Annotated in this window: 16 protein-coding genes and 4 pseudogenes; 15 read left to right on the top strand and 5 right to left on the bottom strand. The window is 69.6% G+C overall.

Annotated features, from left to right (window positions below):
* The first annotated feature begins 119 nt into the window (after nt 1–119).
* From DY157_RS05445 to DY157_RS05415, 7 genes and pseudogenes are all read left to right on the top strand, one after another.
* Nucleotides 120–1,466 (top strand): C1 family peptidase, encoded by a 1,347-nt coding sequence (locus tag DY157_RS05445; RefSeq protein ID WP_115727575.1) that lies wholly within the window; start codon nt 120–122, stop codon nt 1,464–1,466.
* A gap of 59 nt (nt 1,467–1,525) precedes the next feature.
* The gene (gene add / locus DY157_RS05440; protein ID WP_115727574.1) at nt 1,526–2,542 is read left to right on the top strand and encodes an adenosine deaminase; all 1,017 of its coding nucleotides are present in this window, start codon (nt 1,526–1,528) and stop codon (nt 2,540–2,542) included.
* A 377-nt stretch (nt 2,543–2,919) separates the two neighbouring features.
* Nucleotides 2,920–4,249, top strand: a pseudogene (locus DY157_RS05435) (IS256 family transposase).
* 93 nt (nt 4,250–4,342) lie between these two features.
* A pseudogene (locus DY157_RS05430) lies at nt 4,343–4,681 on the top strand (transposase); the annotation flags it as partial.
* Nucleotides 4,678–5,172, top strand: a complete 495-nt coding sequence (locus DY157_RS05425) for a gamma-glutamyl-gamma-aminobutyrate hydrolase family protein (RefSeq protein WP_115727573.1) — start codon at nt 4,678–4,680, stop codon at nt 5,170–5,172. The pseudogene DY157_RS05430 and the gene DY157_RS05425, both read left to right, overlap by 4 nt.
* Nucleotides 5,173–5,242: 70 nt before the next feature.
* Nucleotides 5,243–5,857 (top strand): sugar O-acetyltransferase, encoded by a 615-nt coding sequence (locus tag DY157_RS05420; protein ID WP_115727572.1) that lies wholly within the window; start codon nt 5,243–5,245, stop codon nt 5,855–5,857.
* Nucleotides 5,857–6,459, top strand: coding sequence for a peptide deformylase (locus tag DY157_RS05415; protein WP_235827074.1), 603 nt, complete (start codon nt 5,857–5,859; stop codon nt 6,457–6,459). Before DY157_RS05420 ends, DY157_RS05415 begins: the two co-directional genes overlap by 1 nt.
* Before the next feature lie 140 nt (nt 6,460–6,599).
* Here the strand turns inward: DY157_RS05415 and DY157_RS05410 are convergent, their stop codons facing one another.
* The 4 genes from DY157_RS05410 to grcA2 form a co-directional block, all read right to left on the bottom strand.
* The gene (locus tag DY157_RS05410) at nt 6,600–6,785 is read right to left on the bottom strand and encodes a hypothetical protein (protein WP_160159459.1); all 186 of its coding nucleotides are present in this window, start codon (nt 6,783–6,785) and stop codon (nt 6,600–6,602) included.
* Between the two features lie 40 nt (nt 6,786–6,825).
* Nucleotides 6,826–8,283: an NAD(P)/FAD-dependent oxidoreductase gene (locus DY157_RS05405; RefSeq protein ID WP_115727569.1), complete on the bottom strand. Its 1,458-nt coding sequence runs from the start codon at nt 8,281–8,283 to the stop codon at nt 6,826–6,828.
* Nucleotides 8,284–8,457: 174 nt separating this feature from the next.
* Nucleotides 8,458–9,384 (bottom strand): pyruvate formate-lyase-activating protein, encoded by a 927-nt coding sequence (gene pflA, locus DY157_RS05400; protein WP_115727568.1) that lies wholly within the window; start codon nt 9,382–9,384, stop codon nt 8,458–8,460.
* A 103-nt stretch (nt 9,385–9,487) separates the two neighbouring features.
* Nucleotides 9,488–9,739 (bottom strand): autonomous glycyl radical cofactor GrcA2, encoded by a 252-nt coding sequence (grcA2, locus tag DY157_RS05395; RefSeq protein WP_115727567.1) that lies wholly within the window; start codon nt 9,737–9,739, stop codon nt 9,488–9,490.
* A gap of 40 nt (nt 9,740–9,779) precedes the next feature.
* On the opposite strand from grcA2, the pseudogene DY157_RS05390 reads away from it, so the two are divergent.
* Nucleotides 9,780–10,076: pseudogene (locus tag DY157_RS05390) on the top strand (glycine radical domain-containing protein); the annotation flags it as partial.
* 41 nt (nt 10,077–10,117) lie between these two features.
* On the opposite strand, the gene pflB reads toward DY157_RS05390, so the two are convergent.
* Nucleotides 10,118–12,241, bottom strand: coding sequence for a formate C-acetyltransferase (gene pflB / locus DY157_RS05385; protein WP_115727566.1), 2,124 nt, complete (start codon nt 12,239–12,241; stop codon nt 10,118–10,120).
* Nucleotides 12,242–12,579: 338 nt separating this feature from the next.
* Between pflB and DY157_RS05380 the strand changes: the two genes are divergently transcribed.
* From DY157_RS05380 to DY157_RS05345, 7 genes and pseudogenes are all read left to right on the top strand, one after another.
* Entirely contained in the window at nt 12,580–13,887 is a 1,308-nt protein-coding gene (locus DY157_RS05380; RefSeq protein ID WP_115727565.1) for a homoserine dehydrogenase, read from the top strand.
* A 2-nt stretch (nt 13,888–13,889) separates the two neighbouring features.
* Nucleotides 13,890–14,852 (top strand): homoserine kinase, encoded by a 963-nt coding sequence (gene thrB, locus DY157_RS05375; protein WP_115727946.1) that lies wholly within the window; start codon nt 13,890–13,892, stop codon nt 14,850–14,852.
* A gap of 842 nt (nt 14,853–15,694) precedes the next feature.
* Nucleotides 15,695–17,029: pseudogene (gene rho, locus DY157_RS05365) on the top strand (transcription termination factor Rho); the annotation flags it as partial.
* A 422-nt stretch (nt 17,030–17,451) separates the two neighbouring features.
* Nucleotides 17,452–17,673, top strand: coding sequence for a 50S ribosomal protein L31 (gene rpmE, locus DY157_RS05360; RefSeq protein ID WP_115727564.1), 222 nt, complete (start codon nt 17,452–17,454; stop codon nt 17,671–17,673).
* Between the two features lie 93 nt (nt 17,674–17,766).
* Complete coding sequence (gene prfA, locus DY157_RS05355) at nt 17,767–18,870, top strand: peptide chain release factor 1 (protein ID WP_115727563.1); 1,104 nt, start codon at nt 17,767–17,769, stop codon at nt 18,868–18,870.
* Nucleotides 18,867–19,748: a N5-glutamine methyltransferase family protein gene (locus tag DY157_RS05350; protein WP_115727562.1), complete on the top strand. Its 882-nt coding sequence runs from the start codon at nt 18,867–18,869 to the stop codon at nt 19,746–19,748. The genes prfA and DY157_RS05350 overlap by 4 nt, the downstream gene beginning before the upstream one ends.
* Nucleotides 19,745–20,386, top strand: a complete 642-nt coding sequence (locus tag DY157_RS05345) for an L-threonylcarbamoyladenylate synthase (RefSeq protein ID WP_115727561.1) — start codon at nt 19,745–19,747, stop codon at nt 20,384–20,386. The genes DY157_RS05350 and DY157_RS05345 overlap by 4 nt, the downstream gene beginning before the upstream one ends.
* Nucleotides 20,387–20,399 lie beyond the last annotated feature (13 nt).

Here is a 20,399-nt window from a genome sequence, read left to right as displayed (position 1 = left end):
GATCCGCCCCTCATCCTACGGCCGAACGCCCACGTCGAGGCCCCATCGGGGCCGCGAGTACCATCGGAGCGGGCGCCCCGGCGCGGGGCGCGACCCGAGACGAAAGGAAATGATCGCCCATGACCGACTTCTCGAAGGATTCCGTCCTCGATCCCGCGCGGCTCGCGGAGCTTCGGAGCCTCGCCGACGACGCGGCCGCGCGCGTCGCCCGCAACGCCGCGACGAGCGCCGGCATCGACGCCGCCGCACTCGACCGCGCGAAGGTCGTCGCCACTCCGCTCGTCGTCTCCCACCGCCTCGACGACTGGAAGGCGACCGCTCAGAAGAAGTCCGGCCGCTGCTGGCTCTTCTCCTCCCTCAACCTCCTCCGCTCGACGACGCGCAAGGTCCTCGGGGTGAAGGACTTCGAGTTCTCCCAGAACTTCGTCCTCTTCTACGACAAGCTCGAGCGGGCGAACTGGTTCCTCACCGACGTCGTCGCGACCGCCTCCGAGCCCCTCGACGGCCGCCTCGTCCAGTTCCTCCTCGCGGACGTCCTCGGCGACGGCGGCCAGTGGGACATGGCGGTCTCCCTCTACGCCAAGCACGGCCTCGTCCCCAAGGAGGCGATGCCGGAGACCGAGGCCTCCTCGAACACCCACCGGATGAACACGCGCCTCCAGGTCCTCCTGCGACGCTCCGCCCTCGAGCTGCGCGACCTCGTCGAGAAGGGCGCGTCGGCGGCGGAGATCGCCGCGAAGAAGGACGAGGTCGTGGCCGCCGTCCACCGGATCCTCGTCATCAGCCTCGGCGAGCCGCCCGCCTCCTTCGACTGGGAGTGGCGCGACGACGAGGGCGGCTTCCACCGCGGCGGCGCGCTCACCCCCCGCGAGTTCTACGACCGCTACGTCGGCGTCGACCTCGCCGACTACGTGTGCCTCGTCGACGATCCGCGCCCCGAGCACCCCAAGGGTGCGGCCCTCACGGTCGAGCACCTCGGCAACGTCGTCGGGGGCCGCGAGATCCGCTACGTCAACGCCGAGAGGGAGACGATCAAGAAGCTCGCGTCCGCTTCGATCGCCGCCGGCGAGCCCGTGTGGTTCGGCGCCGACGTCCTCCAGCAGTCCGATCGCGACTCGGGCCTGCTCGTCGAGGGGCTTCACGACTACTCGGGACTCTTCGGCGTCGACCTGTCGACGACGAAGGAGCAGCGCCTGCGCACCGGCGAGTCCGCGATGAACCACGCGATGCTCTTCACCGGCGTCGACCTCGCCGAGGACGGATCGACCCGCCGGTGGCGCGTCGAGAACTCCTGGGGCGAGGAGCCCGGCGACAAGGGCTTCTTCACGATGGACGACGCGTGGTTCGACGAGTACGTCTTCGAAGTCGTCGTCCGCGCCGACGCCCTCCCCGAGGAGCTGCGTCCCGCCCTCACGGCGGATCCGATCCGCCTGCCGGCCTGGGATCCGATGGGCACCCTCGCCTGAGCGGTCCATGAGAGGATCGGGGAACGGCGCAACGGCGCGCCGTTCCCCGAGGAGGACTCATGACCGTGCACCCCACCCGTCAGTTCGTCGAAGGACTTCCGAAGGCCGAGCTCCACGTGCACCTCGAGGGCACGCTCGAACCGGAGCTCAAGCTCGCGCTCGCCCGCAAGAACGGCGTCGACATCGGGCAGACGACGATTGAGGAGGTCCGGGCCGCCTACGAATACGACGACCTCACGTCGTTCCTCGCGGTCTACTATCCGGCGATGGAGGTGCTGCGCGACGCCTCCGACTTCGAGGCGCTCGCGAGCGCCTACCTCGAGCGGGCAGAGCGCGACGGCGTGCGGCGCGCCGAGTGCTTCTTCGACCCGCAGGCCCACACGAGCAGGGGAGTGCCGCTCGCCGAGGTCATCGAGGGACTGTCCGCCGCGGTCGAGAAGTTCCGCGCGCGCGGCATGTCCGTCGACCTCATCCTCTGCATCCTGCGCGATCATCCGCTCGAGTCGGGGCTCGCGACCCTCGAGGAGGCGCTCGCCTTCCGCGACCGGTTCATCGGCGTCGGACTCGACTCCGACGAGCGGGGGAACCCGCCCGAGAAGTTCGCTCGCGTCTTCGAGCTCGCGCGCCGAAACGGCCTGCGCCTCACCATGCACTGCGACCCCGATCAGCCCGACTCGATCGATCACATCCGCACGTGCCTCACGGAGCTCGGCACCGACCGCCTCGACCACGCCGTCAACATCGTCGAGGACCCCGCCCTCGTCGACCTCGTCGTCGAGCGCGGCATCGGGCTCACGTGCTGCCCGCTCTCCAACCTCCTCATCAGCCCGTCGATGAAGGAGGAAGAGATCGTCTCCCTCATGCGCGCGGGCGCCCGCGCGACGATCAACTCCGACGACCCCGCCTACTTCGGGGGCTACGTCGCCGACAACTACCTCGCGCTCGCCGAACGCGCCGGTCTCGACGAGTCCGACCTCGGACGCTTCGCCCGCAACTCGCTCGAGGCGAGCTGGGCGCCCGACGACGTGAAGGCGGCCCTTCTCGCCGAACTCGACGACTACCTCGCCGGGAGCTGATCGGGCGTTCGGCCGAGGACGAAGAAGGGCGGGGCGGGTGAGCACCCGCCCCCTCCCGTTACCTTGTTGGTGGTCGCTGGCGGGGAAGTGTTGGCGGCTGGGCCAGCGGTGGTCGGCATGATGTCTTGCCCCTGTCTACTCAATGATCCGGGGGTGTTGTCACCGACCATCCGCGCGGCTGGTGGTGACCGCTGATCAGGGGAACGCCCCGAAGACGTGACTGTCGAGGTCTTTCGTAACGTGGGTGCGGGGCGACCAGCTCAAGGGACGCTGGCCGTCCACCCCTACGACAGACGGGATGACAGCATGGTCACCGACGACATCGACGGAGCCTGTTCAATGGTTTGTGTAAGCCCTCCTTTGGAAGGACTGTTGCATTGAGTGTTGATTCTGGTTTGTCGGGCCGTGTGGTCGCGAGTGAGTTGGTGTCGTCGGGGGCTTTGGACGAGGTGTTCGCCAAGGTTGATTCGGGCGAGATCGAGCTGACGGGTTCTGATGGCCTGCTTCCCGCATTGTTGAAAGAAGCTCTTGAGCGGGGGTTGCGCGCCGAGCTGACCGACCACTTGGGCTACGAGAAGGGCGAGCCTGCGCCGGTAGCGCGCGGCAACGCCCGAAACGGCACCTCGACCAGGGTGATCGACTCGCAGGTCGGCAGCTTTGAGATCGAGGTCCCCCGCGACCGTGCCGGCACGTTCACGCCTCGCCTGGTGCGCAAGGGCCAGCGGCGCATGGACGGCCTGGACGGCATGATTATCAGCTTGTACGCCGGTGGGATGACGGTGCGCGAGATCCGCCACCACTTGGAGTCCACGCTGGGGGTGGAGCTGTCGGCCGGGACGATCAGCACGATTACCGACGCCGTGTGCGATGCCGTCCTGGAGTGGCAGCAGCGCCCCCTGGACGAGTTCTATCCGATCATCTACCTGGATGCGATCCGCGTGAAGATCCGCGACCAGGGGAGGGTGTCGAACCGGGCGGCCCACTTGGCGGTCGGGGTCGACATGGACGGCGTCAAGCACGTGCTGGGGATCTGGATCCAGTCCGAAGAGGGAGCTTCCTTCTGGGCGCACGTGTGCGCCGAGCTCGCCAACCGGGGAGTCAGGGACGTCCTGTTCGTGTGCTGCGACGGGCTGGCAGGCCTTCCTGAGGCGGTGGAGGCGACCTGGCCCGACTCGATGGTCCAGACCTGCGTCGTCCACCTGATCCGCTCCTCGATGAGGTTCGTCGCCTACCAGGATCGCAAGGAAGGTCGCCGCCGCCCTCAAACCCGTCTACACCGCGGTCAACGAGGACGCCGCCTTGGACGCCCTCGCCGAGTTCGCCGCCGGATGGGCGGACAAGTACCCTGACGCCCTGAGCACCTGGCAGCGCGCCTGGGAACGGTTCACGCCCTTCCTCGCCTTCCCGCCCATGCTCCGGCGCGTCTTGTACACGACCAACGCCATCGAATCCTTGAACTACCAGCTGCGCAAAGTCATCAAGAACCGGGGCCACTTCCCCTCCGACGCGGCGGCCGTGAAGCTGCTGTGGCTGGCGATCTGCAACATCGAAGACCGCAGAGCCGCCGAACGCGCCACAACCCCCACCAGCAAACCCTCCCGGCGCGCGACCAACCGGCTCGTCGAAGGCCGCCTCACCACCAACTGGAAACAAGCCCTCGCCCAACTCGCCGCCGCCTACCCCGACCGCATCACCCCCTACCTCTAACCCCCACTTACACAAAACAATTGACAAGCTCCATCGACGTGTTCATCGGCATCGACGTGGGCAAGTCCGACCACTGGGCGACCGCCTTGACCCGAGACCCTCGGGCGCACCTTCGAAACCGGAGCCCACCTGGCCTCCTACGCAGGCCTCACACCAGTCACCCGCAGATCAGGATCCTCCATCCGAGGCGAATACGTTTCCCACGCAGGCAACAAACGACTCAAACGAGCAATGTTCCTGTCCGCCTTCGCATCCCTACGCTCAGACCCCACCTCAAGGGCCTACTACGACCGCAAGATCACCCAAGGCAAACGCCACAACCAAGCCCTCATCGCCCTCGCCCACCGACGCATCCTCACACTCCACGCCATGATCCGAGACGGAGCCCTCTACAACCCCAACCCGACAACACACCTGCCAACAGCCGCTTGACACACCACATAGGGGCACGTTACGCGGCCCGCACCTCCACCCCGCTCCTCGGCATCTGCCGCGGCATGCAGATCCTCTCCGTCGCCTTCGGCGGCACCCTCGAGCAGCACATCGACTCCGGCGCCCACACGAACCCCGGGATCCTCGCCGACCATCGCTTCGTCCGCCACGCCGTCTCCGTCGACCCCTTCTCCCGTCTCGCCTCCGCCCTCGGCGACGAGGTCGTCCGGCCCGTCTCGTCCGCCCACCACCAGCGGATCGACCGCGTCGGCGAGGGCCTGCGCATCGTCGCCCGCGCCGCCGACTCGACGATCGAGGCGATCGAGGGGGAGAGCGCCCCCGTCCTCGGCGTCCAGTGGCACCCGGAGGACCCCTCCGCCGACATCGAGCCGCTGCGCCGACTCCTCGCCGCCCTCGAGCCCGGCTCCGTCGATCGCTCCGCCCCGGTCCTTTCCGCGCAGTCCGCTCGCCGCCACGCCCTCGTCGCCTGACCCGCACGGGCTCGGGCAGCCCGCGCGAGGCCGCCGACGCCCCACGACGCCCCTCGACTAGGCTCGGGGCATGACGCACGACCCCTACGCCCCCGATGGGCGGACGAACCGGCAGCGGATGCTCGACGGCGACTTCTACATCGCCGACGACCCCGAACTCGCGAGGATCACGAGCCGCGCCCAGCGCCTCACCGACCTCCACGCGCGCGCCTTCGCGACCGACCCCGACATCGCGACGATGATCCTGCGCGAGTGCCTCGGCGCACTCGGCGAGGGTGCGGAGATCCGCCCGCGCCTCACCGTCGACTACGGGGAGAACATCTTCGTCGGTGATCGGACCTTCATCAACTTCGGGCTCGTCGCCCTCGACGTCGCGCGGATCAGCATCGGCGCCGACTGCCAGATCGGCCCGAACGTTCAGCTCCTCACCCCGATCCACCCCGTCGAGCCGGGCCCGCGCCGCGACCGCTGGGAGTCGGCGAAGCCGATCCGCATCGGCGACAACGTGTGGCTCGGCGGCGGGGTCGTCGTCTGCCCGGGCGTGACGATCGGCTCGGACAGCGTCATCGGCGCCGGCGCCGTGGTGACGAAGGACGTCCCGCCCCGCTCCGTCGCCGTCGGCAACCCCGCCAGGGTGGTCCGTCGCATCGACGAGGACGGGGCCGCGCGCCCGAAGGGGGAGTGATGATCCGCCCGATCGTCGTGACGGGCGAGCCCGTCCTCCATCGGCCCGCCGCCCCGGTCGAGCGCTTCGACGACCCGCTCGCCGAGCTTGTCGCCGACATGACCGAGACGATGATCGCGGCCCCCGGCGTCGGGCTCGCCGCGCCCCAGATCGGCGTCGACGCCGCCGTCTTCGTCTGGCGCTACGCCGGCCTGGCGCCCTTCGACCTCGAATACGGGGAGGCGCTCGGCGTCGCAGTGCCCGCGCCGTCCGAGGGCGCCGTCGTCAATCCGCGGCTCGCGCTCGACCACTCGGACGAATCGGTCTTGCCCGCGCGCCTCGACCTCGAGTGCGAGCACGAGGGGTGCCTCTCCTTCCCCGGGTACCAGTACCCGCTGCGCAGGGCGCCCCGGGCCGTCCTCGAAGGGCTCACCCCCTCGGGCGAGCCGCTGCGCGTCGAGGCGTCGGGCTGGCTCGCGCGGATCTTCCAGCACGAGTTCGGGCACCTGCAGGGGCGCCTCTACGTCGACCTCCTCGACGAGCCATGGGCGACCGAGGCGGCGCTGGCGAAGCGCGCCGCCGGATGGGGGCGGCCCGGGATCTCCTGGACGCCCGAGGGCTGAGGCGGGACGCCCGCATCCCCTCGAGGGCGCAACGTGATGCTTTCGGCGCGCGAAGGTGATGCTCTCGGCGGGAGGAGAGCATGCGTGAACGCGCGGGAGGGACGGCCGCGTCGGCCGCCCCTCCCGTCCTCGGATTCGTCCTACTTCGCGAGCTTCTCGCGAATGACGATGTCCATGATCCGCAGGTTCATCACCACGAACTTGCCGAACTGGTAGACCTTGTTCCTCCGGTGGCGCAGGGTCGCCGTCGTCGGGAGCGGCGCCCTCGCGATCCGCTCCTGCTGCTCGGGGTCGAGCTCCTCGACGGTGGGTCGCATGTCGCTCATCATTCCTCCTTCGAAGTCGTCGTCTTTGACCCGCCGAGCGTTACTCGGGGATGAAGGTCCAGCCGGGCCGGGCCTTCGCCTTGTAGATGAACAGGTAGTGGAGCATGAGCTTGATCCAGTGCCCGAAGAGGCCGATCTCGCCCCTCGTGTGGTACGGGTGGCGTCCGGTGAGCGGGAACTTCTTCTCATCCGGGACGATCGGGTACATGATCATCGCGGCGGCCGAGCCGTTCATGAGGCTCGCGCCCGTCGAGGCGACGCAGGAGGCGCCCATGTGCGCCATCGAGGCCTCCTTCGCCGGCTTGTCGCGGCCCTTGATGCGGTCGACGATCGTCTCGGCGACCGCGCGGCCGATCGTGCCCGAGGGCTGACCGGTGCGCGGCGGCGCAGGCGCGATCGGCGTGCCGTTCGGGTTCTTCCGCGGCTTGGAGATCGGGTGCGGGGGAGCGAAGGCGATGCCCGCGGCGAAGAGGTTCGGGTAGGTCGGGTTCTGGTAGGTCTTCGGCCAGTCCTCCGCCGACCAGTCCTCGTACGAGGTCTTCGAGTAGTCCGCGTCGACCTTCATGAAGCCGCTCGGGGCGAACACCGTCGAGGTGATGTCCGACCCGTCCCGCGCGTACGCCTTGAGGGGCTGGCCGGAGAAGGGCGGGAGGAGCATCGCGAAGTCGAAGTCGAGGACGTGCTCGGCGCCGTCGAGCGTCTCGTAGACGATCCGGCCCTCCTCGACGCGGGTGACCGCGGCCCCGGAAATGGCCTTGACGCCGCGCTCGCGGAAGAGGGACTCCGTCCACAGCTGCGAGGTCGTCATGTAGCCGTTCTGCTTGAAGCGCATACCGCCGACGCCGAAGTCGCCGAGCTCGGCCTCGTTCGTCAGGTAGACGACCTCGCAGAGGTCGCGGACCCCGGCCTCGCGGAGCTCGAACTCGACGTTGAAGGTGTACTCGAAGGCCGCCCCCTGGCACGTGCAGGTGCCGTTGCCGGTGCCGACGACGAGGCGCTGGCGCTTGCCCGCCTTCGCGGCCTCGACGATCTTGAGGAACTCCTTCGCCGTCTGGTCCGCGTGCGCGGCCGTGCAGACGGAGAGCGAGTGACCGCCGTCGGGGCCGAGGCCCGGGGTCGCCTCGAACTTCAGCTTCGGACCGGTCGCGTTGATGAGATAGTCGTAGGGGAGGAGGTCGGTCCGACCGGCGTCGCCCGGCCCCGTGTACTCGACCTCGACGAGCGGGGTCGGATCATCGCCGCGCCCCTCCGGGTAGAGGGCGGTCGCCTTCGCCTGATGGAAGATGATGCCCTTCTTTTCGTAGATGGGGGCGAGCGGGAAGAGGACCTCCGACTTGTCCATCCGGCCGGTGCCGACCCAGATGTTGGACGGGATCCAGTTCCATTGCGAGTTCGGGCTCACGACGACGACGTCGTGGTCGCGCGAGAGCATCCGGCGAAGATGGAGGGCCGCTGTGTGCCCGGAGACGCCGGCGCCGAGTACGACGACACGTGCCATATTGAGTTGCACCTCGGTTCATGGGATCGCGCGCCGACTCTGTTGCCGACGCTGCCCCCACTATACCGGGGAAGTGTGAAGAAATGGGACGAACGGCCCATGCTGGCCTGATCGAGGGTGGTAAAAGTCCGCCCCCCGGCGCCGGAGCCGGGGGGCGAGCGCCCAGCAGCGTCCTCAGTGGACCTCGAAGCCGAGCGAGCGGAAGTAGTCGCGGACCTCGTCGGTCGCCTCGGGCGTCGGCGGCTTCGTCTCCTCGAGCGCGTAGTCGAGCCCGAGGCTGCGCCACTTGTCGCGCCCCATCTGGTGGAAGGGGAGGACTTCGACGCGGTCGACGACGTTCTTCCACTTCGAGATGATCGCGCCGATCGCCTCGATGTTCTCGCGAGAGTCCGTGAGGCCCGGGACGAGGACGAAGCGGATCCACACCCGCGTCGTTCCACGGGCGGCGAGTCGGTCGCCGAAGTCGATCGTCGGCTGAAGGTCGCCGGTCGTCACCCGGTGGTAGAGGTCGGGGAGTCCCGCCTTGACGTCGAGGAGGACGAGGTCGAGGTCGTCGAGCATCGCGTCGTCGCAATTGGCGCCGAGGAACCCGGAGGTGTCGAGGCACGTGTGGACGCCCATCTCCTTCGCGCCGCGCAGGATTCGGCGGACGAACTCGGGCTGCATCATCGCCTCGCCGCCCGAGAGCGTGAGGCCGCCCCCGGTCGTCCGGAAGATCCTCCGGTAGCGCTTGACGCGCGAGAGGATCTCCGAGGCCTCGACGGGCGCCCCGTCCTTCATGAGGAAGGTGTCGGGGTTGTGGCAGTACAGGCACCGCAGGCCGCAGCCGTTGAGGAAGACCGTGAGGCGGGTTCCCGGGCCGTCGACGGCGGTGACGAGTTCCCACGAGTGGACCGAGCCGAGGAGTCCCTCGTGCATCCGGGTGAGGCGCTCGTGGCGCTCGACGTCGGTGAGTTCGATGAGGCCGGCGATCCCCTGACCGGAGGCGCGCCCCTGCGGGGCGGCGAAGTCCTGATCGCGCGGCGCTGCGGCGCCGGCGGGCAGGTCGGTCGGGACGATGCTCGAGCCGTCGCCGAGTGGGGCGTCGATGGTCGTGGTCATGGGGTCCTCATCGGTCGAAGGTGGGGGAGAGGAGAACGGCGGGGCGCAGGGCCGTGCCCTGCGCCCCGCCGCGGGTTCGGCGCGTCGTCGCGCCGCCTGAGACTCAGGCCGAGTGGTGGAAGGTGCGCGAGAGGACGTCGAGCTGCTGCTCGCGCGTGAGCTTGACGAAGTTCACGGCGTAGCCGGAGACGCGGACGGTGAGGTTCGGGTACTTCTCCGGGTGCTCGATGGCGTCCTCGAGGGTGGAGCGGTCGAGGACGTTGATGTTCGCGTGGTAGAGGCCGTCGGTCTCGCCGCGCTCCTCGCGGGCCGCCTTCATGTCGGCGAGGCGCTCTTCGTAGGTCTTGGTGGCCATGTCGATTTCTCCTTCGTGGGGGTTGTGTCGGGGTGGGGCNGTCGTCTACGGCAAGGCGACCGGCGCCTTCCCGTCGGGCCACAAGGCCGGCACTCCCTTCGCGCCGGGCGCCAACCCGGAGAACGGCATCGACACGCACGGCATGGTCGCCTCGATGCTCTCGGTCGGCAAGCTCGACTACAACGACGCCCTCGACGGCATCTCGCTGACGAACACGATCACCCCGTCCGGCCTCGGCCGCACGAAGGACGAGCAGATCACCAACCTCGTCGGCATCCTCGACGCGGGCTTCGTCCCCGACGACTCCTGCGCCGTCGACGCGACGCTCGGACACTGACCGCACCGGGTGGGCGGGCCACCCCCGCCCACCCGGTGCGGTCAGTGTCCGAGCGTCGCGTCGACGGCGCAGGAGTCGTCGGGGACGAAGCCCGCGTCGAGGATGCCGACGAGGTTGGTGATCTGCTCGTCCTTCGTGCGGCCGAGGCCGGACGGGGTGATCGTGTTCGTCAGCGAGATGCCGTCGAGGGCGTCGTTGTAGTCGAGCTTGCCGACCGAGAGCATCGAGGCGACCATGCCGTGCGTGTCGATGCCGTTCTCCGGGTTGGCGCCCGGCGCGAAGGGAGTGCCGGCCTTGTGGCCCGACGGGAAGGCGCCGGTCGCCTTGCCGTAGACGACGTTCGAGGTGATCGTGAGGACCGACTGGGTCGGGATCGCGTCGCGGTACATGGGGATCTGGCGGATCTTGTCCATCACCGTGTGGACGACGGTCGCCGCGATGTCGTCGGCGCGGTCGTCGTCGTTCCCGTAGGTCGGGAACTCGCCCTCGGTGACGTAGTCGACGACGAGGCCGGTCTCGTCGCGGACCGGCGTCACCTTCGCGTACTTGATCGCGGCGAGCGAGTCGGCGACGATCGAGAGACCCGCGATGCCGCAACCCATGGTCCGGATGATCTCCGAATCGTGGAGCGCCATCTCGACGGCCTCGTACGCGTAGCGGTCGTGGCAGTAGTGGATGATGTTGAGGGCCTCGACGTAGGTGTCGACGACCCAGTCGAGCATCTCCTCGTACTTGCCCCAGACCTCGTCGAAGTCGAGCGGGCCGTCGCCCTCGATGGGGGCGTAGCCGGTGACGACCTGCTTGCCGCTCATCTCGTCGCGTCCGCCGTTGATCGCGTAGAGCAGGGCCTTCGCGGCGTTGACGCGGGCGCCGAAGAACTGCATCTGCTTGCCGACGCGCATCGGGGAGACGCAGCAGGCGATGGCGGCGTCGTCGCCCCAGTGTTCGCGGATCTGGCCGTCGGACTCGTACTGGATCGACGAGGTCTCGATGGAGATGGCGGCGCAGAACTCCTTGTAGCCGGTGGGGAGGTTCTCGTCCCAGAAGATCGTGATGTTCGGCTCCGGCGCGGGGCCGAGGTTGCGGAGCGTCTGGAGGAGGCGGAAGGAGGTCTTCGTCACGAGGGTGCGGCCGTCGTCGCCGAAGCCGGCGTCCGACCAGGTCGCCCAGTAGGGGTCGCCGGAGAAGATCTGGTCGTAGTCGATCGTGCGGAGGAACCGCGTGATGCGGAGCTTGATGACGAGGGCGTCGATGATCTCCTGCGCGTCCGTCTCGGTGATGCGGCCGGCCTTGAGATCGCGCTCGAAGTAGCAGTCGAAGAAGGCGGAGAGGCGGCCGATCGACATCGCGGCGCCGTCCTGGGACTTCACGGAGGCGAGGTAGCCGAAGTACGTCCACTGGACGGCCTCCTGTGCGGTGGTCGCCGGGCCGGAGATGTCGAAGCCGTAGTCGGCCGCCATCTTCTTCAGCTTCTTGAGGGCCTTGATCTGCTCGGAGTGCTCCTCGCGGTAGCGGGCCCAGTGCTCGGAGAAGGGCTGATCGGCGTAGCGGTCCTTGTCGATCTGCTTCCACTCGATGAGCTTGTCGACGCCGTAGAGGGCGACGCGGCGGTAGTCGCCGATGATGCGGCCGCGGCCGTAGGCGTCCGGGAGGCCGGTGATGATGTGGGACGAGCGGGCGGCGCGGATGCGCGGCGTGTAAATGTCGAAGACCGCGTCATTGTGGGTCTTGCGGTACTGGGTGAAAATCTTCTTGACCTCGGGGTCGACCTCCTTGCCGGCCTCCTTGATCGCGGTCTCGACCATGCGCCAGCCGCCGTTCGGCATCATCGCGCGCTTGAGCGGGGAGTCGGTCTGGAGGCCGACGACGACGTCGTCATCGGAGGAGATGTAGCCGGGCTTGAAGGCGTCGATGTCGGCGGGGGTGTGCGTGTCGACGTCGAGGATGCGGACCTGGCGCTCCTTCGAGAGGAACTCCTTCTCGAGGGTGTCCCAGACGCGGAGAGTCTTCTCGGTGGGGCCCGCGAGGAAGGCGGCGTCGCCCTCGTACGGGGTGTAGTTGCGCTGGATGAAGTCTCGGACGTCGATCTCCTCGGTCCAGGCGCCGGTCGTGAAACCGGTCCAGGCCTCGGGGGCGGGGACGGGAGCGGTCTGCTCTGTCGTCATCTTTCCTCTTCTCGAATGACCACCGCGCCGCAGGGTTGTCGGGCGCGGCTGTTGAATTTTCTCCAACTCATGCCGTGTGGGCACCTGCACCCATTGTGACCCCGCCGGTCGCGCCCGTCATCGGGCGGAGACGATCGGGCCTATGCGTGTTCTCACACCCCGCCCGCAGTCCTGCGAACAGGACTTTCGATCCAGGACCGAGGTCCCAGACGGATCGATCGTCGGGAGTCTGGTCGGACACGTGCGGGCGTGGACCGCGCGGACGGAGGGCCGGGACGCCGCCTATGCTGCGAGTGATCGGCGCCTCGCGCATCGCTTCCATTCCTCAAGGAGTCCCCGTGACCGCACCGCTTCCCGAACTGCGCGTCGGAGTTCTCGGCGCCGGAACCGTCGGTTCGCAGGTCATCCGCATCCTGCGCGAGCAGGCCGAGGACTTCGCGGCCCGCTCCGGCGCCCTCATGCGCGTCGCCGCGGTCCTCGTCCGCGACGTCGACGCGCCCCGCGACGCCGAGATCGACCGCTCCCTCCTCACGACCGACCCGGGCGAGGCGATCGACGGGATGGATCTCGTCGTCGAGCTCATCGGCGGCATCGAGCCGGCGCGGACCTTCGTCCTGCGGGCCCTCGAGGCGGGCGCGAGCGTCGTCACGGGCAACAAGGCCCTCCTCGCCGCCCACGGCCCCGAGCTCTACGCCGCCGCGGCGGCCTCGGGCGCGGACCTCTACTACGAGGCCGCCGTCGCTGGCGCGGTCCCCGTCGTGTACGGTCTGCGCGAGTCGCTCGCGGGCGACCGGATCACGAAGGTCATGGGCATCGTCAACGGGACGACGAACTTCATCCTCGACGCGATGGCCTCGCGCGGCCTCACCTACGCCGACGCGCTCGCGCAGGCCCAGGAGCTCGGGTACGCCGAGGCCGATCCCACGGCCGACGTCGAGGGCCTCGACGCCGCGGCGAAGTGCGCGATCCTCGCCTCGCTCGCCTTCCACACGCGCGTCGGCATCGATGACGTCGAGGTCGAGGGCATCACCCGCATCACCGCGGAGGACATGGCCGAGGCCGCCTTCTTCGGCCGCGCGATCAAGCTCCTCGCGATCGCCGAGCGCAGGATCGGCGAGGACGGCGCCGAGGGCGTCGCGATGCGCGTCCACCCCGCCCTCGTCTCCCTCGACAATCCGCTCGCGAGCGTCGACGGCGCGTATAACGCGATCGTCGTCGAGGGCGAGAACGCCGGGCGCCTGATGTTCTACGGGCTCGGCGCGGGCGGCGCCCCGACCGCCTCGGCAGTCCTCTCCGACCTCGTCGCCGCCGCCCACCACCGCGCCTACGGCGGCCACGCCCCCCGCGAGTCGGTCTACGCGCACCTCCCGATCCTCGATCCGGGGACGGCGCGTACCCGCTACCAGATCCGTATGCAGGTCGAGGACCGTCTCGGCGTCCTCTCCGACGTCGCCGGGATCTTCGCCCGCCACGGGGTCTCCATCCAGTCGGTTCATCAGCGCGACGACAAGGAGCCGGGCGCTTGCGTCGTCGTCGCGACGACCCACCTTGCCCGCGAGGCCGACCTGCGCGCCGTCGCCCGGGCTCTCGCCCAGTCCGACGCCGTGCGCGAGGTGACGAGCGCGATCCGCGTCGAGGGGGAGTGACCGTGCGCCTCCACGACGACTTCGTCGCCGTCTCCGTTCCGGCGACGAGCGCGAACCTCGGCCCCGGATTCGACTCCATGGGCCTCGCGCTCGACCTCTGGGACGAAGTCTCCGTCCACGCGACCGCCGGCGCGACCTCGGTCGTCGTCGAGGGCGAGGGCGCCGGTCGCGTCGGAACGGGGGAGGACAACCTCGTCGTCAAGGCCCTGCGCCTCGCCCTCGACCGCGTCGGCGCGCCGCAGGTCGGCATCCGGATGCACTGCCTCAATCGGATCCCCCAATCGCGGGGCCTGGGGTCCTCGGCCTCGGCGATCGTCGCCGGGATCGTGCTCGCCCGCGCCCTCATCGGCGAGGACGACGTCCTCGGCCCCGCCGACGTCCTGGCGATCGGCACCGAGATGGAGGGCCACCCCGACAACATCGCGCCGGCCGTCCTCGGCGGCGCGACGGTCGCATGGACCGAGGAGGGGACTCCCGGCGCGGTGCGCCTCGACCCGCCGAACGGGATTTCGCCCGTCGCCTTCATCCCCGACTTCGAGCTCTCCACCTCGGCCGCCCGCTCGGCGCTGCCCGAGACGGTTCCGCACGTCGACGCCCGGTACAACCTCTCGCGCTCGGCCCTCCTCGCGGCGCTCCTCTCCGGAGCCCACGGGGCGGTCGGGACCGCCTCCTTCCACGACCTCCTCATGGAGGCGACGCGCGATCGGCTTCACCAGGAGCAGCGGCGCTCCTCCATGGAGCCCTCGCTCGCCCTCGTCGACTGGCTGCGCGCCGGGGGGATGGCGGCCGTCGTCTCCGGGGCGGGCCCGACCGTCCTCTCGCTCGAGCAGGTCCCCGCATCCGTCCGCCACGGCGCCGAGGGCGCGGGCTGGCGGGTCCTCACCCTCCCCGTGGCCACCGAGGGCGCGCGCATCACCCGCGGGCGTCTCTCCCGGTCGCGGCGGCCGGACTCGGCGGGGGAGTAGGCGACGAGGGCGCCCGCCCTGTGATCTTCTCCGCAGAACGCCCCGTTCCCCCGAGATCTCGCGGAAACGGGGCGGTCGTGTCTATACTCGGCGCCAGTGGTCGATCGACCCCGCCGGTTCACGGCATCCCCCGCGCGATGCGAACGCCTTATCGTCGCGCGTCGCCTCCCAGAACGCGATTCGGGAGGATTCATCTCGCCCCCTCGTGGGCACGCACATCCAGTGAGGATCATTCGTGAGCAACGAACAAGGCGCCCAGACCTCCGCTCCGGAGCTCAAGGGCATGAAGCTGGCCGAACTCCAGGCCCTCGCTTCCACCAGGGGCCTCAAGGGCACGTCGAAGATGCGCAAGTCGGAACTCGTCGAGGCGCTGTCCGCCTCCGCCCTGTCTCTTTATACACATCTCCGAGCCCACGAGACTAAGGCGAATCTCGTATGCCGTCTTCTGCTTGAAAAAAAAAAAAAAAAAAAAAAAGAAAAAAAAAAAAAAAAAAAAAAAAAAATAAAATTTTAATGAATGTGATGATTTCATTAATGAAGTTAAATGCATTATTGAAATAAGTTATATGCATACACTAACCCACAACAATAATCTGCAGCACACTTGATGCTTATTATCTACTAGAAACTATTTATAATCCACTTGTNCCCCGATCATCTCCCCCCCCGAGCGCGCCGAGGCGCCCGCCCGCGCCGAGGCCGAGGCCCCGCGCAAGTCGCGCCGCCGCCGCGCCGTCGTCGCCGAGTCGGCCGAGCCGGTCGCCATCGAACTCCCGGCGCCCGTCGGCCGTGAGGAGGCTCCCGCCCCCAAGGCGGCCGAGGCCGCGCCCAAGCAGCTCGACGCGATCGAGCTTCCCGAGGGCGACGACTCGGAGGACCGCGGTCGCGGACGCCGCGATCGCTCCAACCGCCGTCGCGGACGCGACCGCAACCGCGACGACCGTCAGGATCGCCAGGATCGCGGAAATCGGAACGGCAACCGCCGCGACCGGGGCCGCGACGACCGCATGGACCGCGAGAACGAGGAGCCGCTGCGCGGCGACGAGCAGCTCGCGCCCATCGCCGGCATCCTCGACGTCCAGGACAACCACGCGTTCGTCCGCACCTCCGGCTACCTTCCCGGTCCGAACGACGTCTACGTCACCCTCGGCAACGTCCGGCGGTGGGGCCTGCGCGCCGGCGACGCCGTCGCGGGCGCCGTCCGCCAGCCCCGCGAGGGCGAGCGCCAGCGCCAGAAGTACAACGCCCTCGTCCGCGTCGACTCCGTCAACGGCATGACCGTCGAGGACGCCCAGGCGCGCCGCGAGTTCGGGAAGCTCACCCCGCTCTACCCGACCGATCAGCTCCGCATGGAGACCTCCGCGAAGGCCTTCACCCCGCGCGTCATCGACCTCGTCGCCCCGATCGGCAAGGGCCAGCGCGGCCTCATCGTCTCCCCGCCCAAGGCCGGCAAGACGATGGTGATCCAGCAGATCGCCAAGGCCATCGAGATCAACAATCCCGAGGTCCACCTCATGGTCGTTCTCGTCGACGAGCGCCCCGAAGAGGTCACCGACATGCGGTCGATCGTCAAGGGCGAGGTCATCGCCTCGACCTTCGACCGGCCGGCCTCCGACCACACGATCGTCGCCGAGCTCGCGATCGAGCGCGCGAAGCGCCTCGTCGAGCTCGGGCAGGACGTCGTCGTGCTCCTCGACTCCCTCACCCGCCTCTCGCGCGCCTACAACCTCGCGGCCCCCGCGTCCGGGCGCATCCTCTCCGGCGGCGTCGACGCCTCCGCGCTCTACCCGCCGAAGAAGTTCTTCGGCGCCGCGCGCAACCTCAAGGAGGGCGGCTCGCTCACGATCATCGCGTCGGCGCTCGTCGAGACCGGCTCGAAGATGGACGAGGTGATCTTTGAGGAGTTCAAGGGCACCGGCAACATGGAGCTGCGCCTCTCGCGCCAACTCGCCGACCGCCGGATCTTCCCCGCGATCGACGTCAACGCGTCGGGCACGCGCCGCGAGGAGATGCTCTTCAACCCCGAAGAGCTCAAGATCATGTGGAAGCTCCGCCGCGTCCTCGGCACCCTCGACCAGCAGTCGGGCCTCGAGCTCATCCTCGACAAGCTCAAGGAGACGCAGTCGAACGCCGAGTTCCTCATGCTCGTCGCGAAGACGACGCCGAGCGCGGACTGAGGCGCCGACTCGCTCTCGGAGCCACGGGGAGGCGGGCCCGTCCGCTCGCCTCGGCTCAGCCGAGGCTCGAAGCCCGGCCAGGCCCTGCCCGCCTCCCTGTGGCTCCTCCACGTCCGACAGGACGGGTGGAACTGACTGCGGGCCCGCCCCCCCGAGGCTCCTCCACATCCTGCGGGACGGGGGAACTGACTGACGGCCCCGCCTCCCCGGCGGCTCGGCGCGTGAGGGCGATCTTCCTCACGTCGGGCTCCCGGAGCCTTCCGCGAGGTGGGCGCCCGGCGGCCGTCGTGGCAGAATGGGCCAATCGGCTTTCGGTTCACCGGTCCGCCGCCGCTCATTCGTGAGGCGGGAGGACGCCCCTCGTCGGATACGAGGGGGTCTGCGGATCCGGACCCGGGGCACCAACGAACCCAGGAGTCACCATGAAGAAGGACATCCACCCGAACTACGTGGATACCGTCGTCACCTGCACGTGCGGCAACACGTTCCACACCCGCTCGACCCTCGCCTCCGGCGAGATGCGCGTCGACGTGTGCTCGGCCTGCCACCCGTTCTACACGGGCAAGCAGAAGATCCTCGACACGGGCGGCCGCGTCGCCAAGTTCGAGGCCCGCTACGGCAAGCGCGTCCGCCCCTCCAAGTGAGTCGGACCCCGCTGAAGTAAGCGGCCCTTCGCGGCGCCGACGACCCCGGTCGTCGGCGCCGAATCGCATCCGGATGTTCGAGGAAAGGCAGACATGGCCCCCGAATCGGCCGACGACGAGCTCGTCGCGCTCGCACCGCTGCTCGAGGAGTACGCGAAGGTCGAAACCGCGATGTCCGATCCGGCGACCCTGTCCGATCCCGCGAGGATGCGGCGGGTCGGACGGCGATTCGCCGAGCTCGGACGGGTGAAGGCCGCCGCCGACCGTCTGGCGGGCGCCCGCGACGATCTCGAGGCGGCCCGCGAGCTCGCCGAGGAGGATCCGTCCTTCGCCGAGGAGATCCCCGGCCTGGAGGCCGAGGCCGCGGCCGCGCACGACGACCTCCTGAAGATCCTCGCGCCGCGCGATCCGGAGGACGCCCTCGATGCGATCCTCGAGATCAAGGCGGGGGAGGGCGGCGAGGAGTCCGCGCTCTTCGCCTCCGACCTCGCGCGCATGTACGCCCGCTACGCGGAGTCGAAGGGGTGGAGCGTCTCCGAGCTCTCGTCGACCCCGACCGAGCTCGGCGGCTTCAAGGACGTCACGCTCGCGGTCCGCGCGAAGGGGAGCCCGACCCCGGAGGAGGGCGTATGGGCCCACCTCAAGTACGAGGGCGGAGTGCACCGCGTCCAGAGGGTCCCGGTCACCGAGTCGCAGGGCCGCATCCACACCTCCGCCGCTGGCGTCTTCGTCATGCCGGAGATCGGCGACGACGAGGAGATCGTCATCGATCCCGACGATCTGCGCATCGACGTCTACCGCTCCTCGGGCCCGGGCGGTCAGTCGGTGAACACGACGGATTCGGCCGTGAGGATCACGCACCTGCCCTCCGGCATCGTCGTCTCGATGCAGAACGAGAAGTCGCAGCTCCAGAACAAGGAGGCCGCCCTGCGCGTCCTCGCCTCCCGACTCGCGGCCGAGGCGCGCGCGAAGCGCGAGGCCGAGGCCTCCGCCCAGCGACTCTCCCAGGTCCGCACGGTCGACCGCTCGGAGCGCATCCGCACGTACAACTTCCCCGAGAACCGGATCGCCGACCATCGGACCGGCTACAAGGCCCACAACCTCGATCGCGTCCTCGCCGGCGAGCTCGGGCCCGTCATCGACTCCCTGCGCGAGGCCGATGAGGCCGAGCGCCTCGCCCGGGCCGCGGCCCAGTGACCGCGCCCCTTCCCGATCGGGTCTCGGCCCTCCTCGCGGCCGCCCGCGCCGCGCTCGTCGGCCTCGAGGCCTCGAATCCCGCCCAGGAGGCGCGAGAGCTCCTCGAGTGGGCGGCCGGGACCGATTCCGTCTGGGCGGTCGCGGATCCCGTCGCCCCGTCGATCGCCGCCCGCGTCCTCGACGCCGCGGGCAGAAGGGCGCGCGGCGTCCCCCTCCAGCACCTCACGGGGCGCATGCACTTCCGCGGCCTCGTCCTCGCCTCGCGCCCCGGCGTCTTCGTCTGCCGTCCGGAGACCGAGGTCGTCGCCGGCTTCGCGATCGACGAGGGCACGCGGGCGATGAAGGAGCGGGGGAGCGCCGTCCTCGTCGATCTGTGCACAGGATCGGGCGCCATCGCCGCCGCTCTTGCCCGCGAGGTCCCGGGTGCGACCGTGGCAGCCGTCGAGCTCGATCCGACGGCCCTGGCCCTCGCCGGGGAGAATCTCGCCCGCCTCGCGCCGGGAGTCCGCCTCGAAGCGGGGGACGCGACGTCGCCGACGACGCTCGCCGACCTCGACGGATCGGTCGACGTCGTCTGCTCGAACCCGCCCTACGTCTCGGCCCTCGAGGCGCCGACCCAGGTCGAGGCCGGACTCGACCCCGACCTCGCCCTCTACGGAGGAGGGGATGACGGGACGGAGGCGCCGCGGCGCGTCATCGCGCGGGCCTCGCGCCTTCTGCGCCCCGGCGGCCTCCTCGTCCTCGAGCACTCGCCGAGCCAGTCGGAACTCCTGCGCGCCGCCGCGCGCGACGCGGGCTTCGAGACCGCCGAGACGCGCGCCGACCTCGCCGGACGTGAGCGGTGCCTTCTCGCGCGGCGTGCGACAATGCCCGAGTGACACCCCGCATCCTCTCCTGCAGCCCCTCGTGGATCGACGCGGACCTCGACGAGGCCGTCGCGCACGTCGCCGACGGAGGGCTCGTCGTCCTCCCGACCGACACCGTCTACGGGATCGGGGCGACCGCCCACGACCCGGCGGCCGTCGCCCGCGTCCTCGCCGCGAAGGGGAGGGGGCGCCAGATGCCGCCCCCGGTCCTCGTCGCCGACGAGGAGGCGATCGACCTCCTCGCCGTCGAGGTCCCGGACGCCGCGCGCCGGCTCGCCGCCTCGCACTGGCCGGGCGGTCTCACGCTCATCCTCCGGGCGCGCCCCGACCTCGGATGGGACCTCGGGGAGACCGGCGGCACGATCGCGCTGCGCATGCCCGACCACCCGCGGGTTCTCGAACTCCTCGAGCGGACCGGGCCGATGGCCGTGACGAGCGCGAACCTCACGGGCGAGCCCCCCGCGACCCGCCTCGAGGAGGCGGTCGCCTCCTTCGGCGACTCCGTCCTCTACGTCGACGGCGGGCCAACGCCCGGCTCGACGCCCTCGACGATCCTCGACCTCGCCCACGGGGAGCCGCGGGCGGTCCGGCTCGGCACACTATCCTTGGAGGAGCTCGCAGCCGCCGGCGTCGACATCCGGCCGGCCTGACGCCGAATCGTAA

This window comes from Actinomyces culturomici (assembly GCF_900499005.1).
GTDB lineage: Bacteria > Actinomycetota > Actinomycetes > Actinomycetales > Actinomycetaceae > Pauljensenia > Pauljensenia culturomici.
This window is presented reverse-complemented; position numbering and strand designations above follow the sequence as displayed.

Coding starts and splice junctions, on each gene's coding strand:
- DY157_RS05405 (WP_115727569.1), bottom strand. CDS start 8,283: ATGGCACGTGTCGTCGTACTCGGCGCCGGCGTCTCCGGGCACACAGCG.
- add (WP_115727574.1), top strand. CDS start 1,526: ATGACCGTGCACCCCACCCGTCAGTTCGTCGAAGGACTTCCGAAGGCC.
- DY157_RS05445 (WP_115727575.1), top strand. CDS start 120: ATGACCGACTTCTCGAAGGATTCCGTCCTCGATCCCGCGCGGCTCGCG.
- grcA2 (WP_115727567.1), bottom strand. CDS start 9,739: ATGGCCACCAAGACCTACGAAGAGCGCCTCGCCGACATGAAGGCGGCC.
- pflB (WP_115727566.1), bottom strand. CDS start 12,241: ATGACGACAGAGCAGACCGCTCCCGTCCCCGCCCCCGAGGCCTGGACC.
- prfA (WP_115727563.1), top strand. CDS start 17,767: ATGGCCCCCGAATCGGCCGACGACGAGCTCGTCGCGCTCGCACCGCTG.
- DY157_RS05415 (WP_235827074.1), top strand. CDS start 5,857: ATGATCCGCCCGATCGTCGTGACGGGCGAGCCCGTCCTCCATCGGCCC.
- DY157_RS05420 (WP_115727572.1), top strand. CDS start 5,243: ATGACGCACGACCCCTACGCCCCCGATGGGCGGACGAACCGGCAGCGG.
- rpmE (WP_115727564.1), top strand. CDS start 17,452: ATGAAGAAGGACATCCACCCGAACTACGTGGATACCGTCGTCACCTGC.
- DY157_RS05410 (WP_160159459.1), bottom strand. CDS start 6,785: ATGAGCGACATGCGACCCACCGTCGAGGAGCTCGACCCCGAGCAGCAG.
- pflA (WP_115727568.1), bottom strand. CDS start 9,384: ATGACCACGACCATCGACGCCCCACTCGGCGACGGCTCGAGCATCGTC.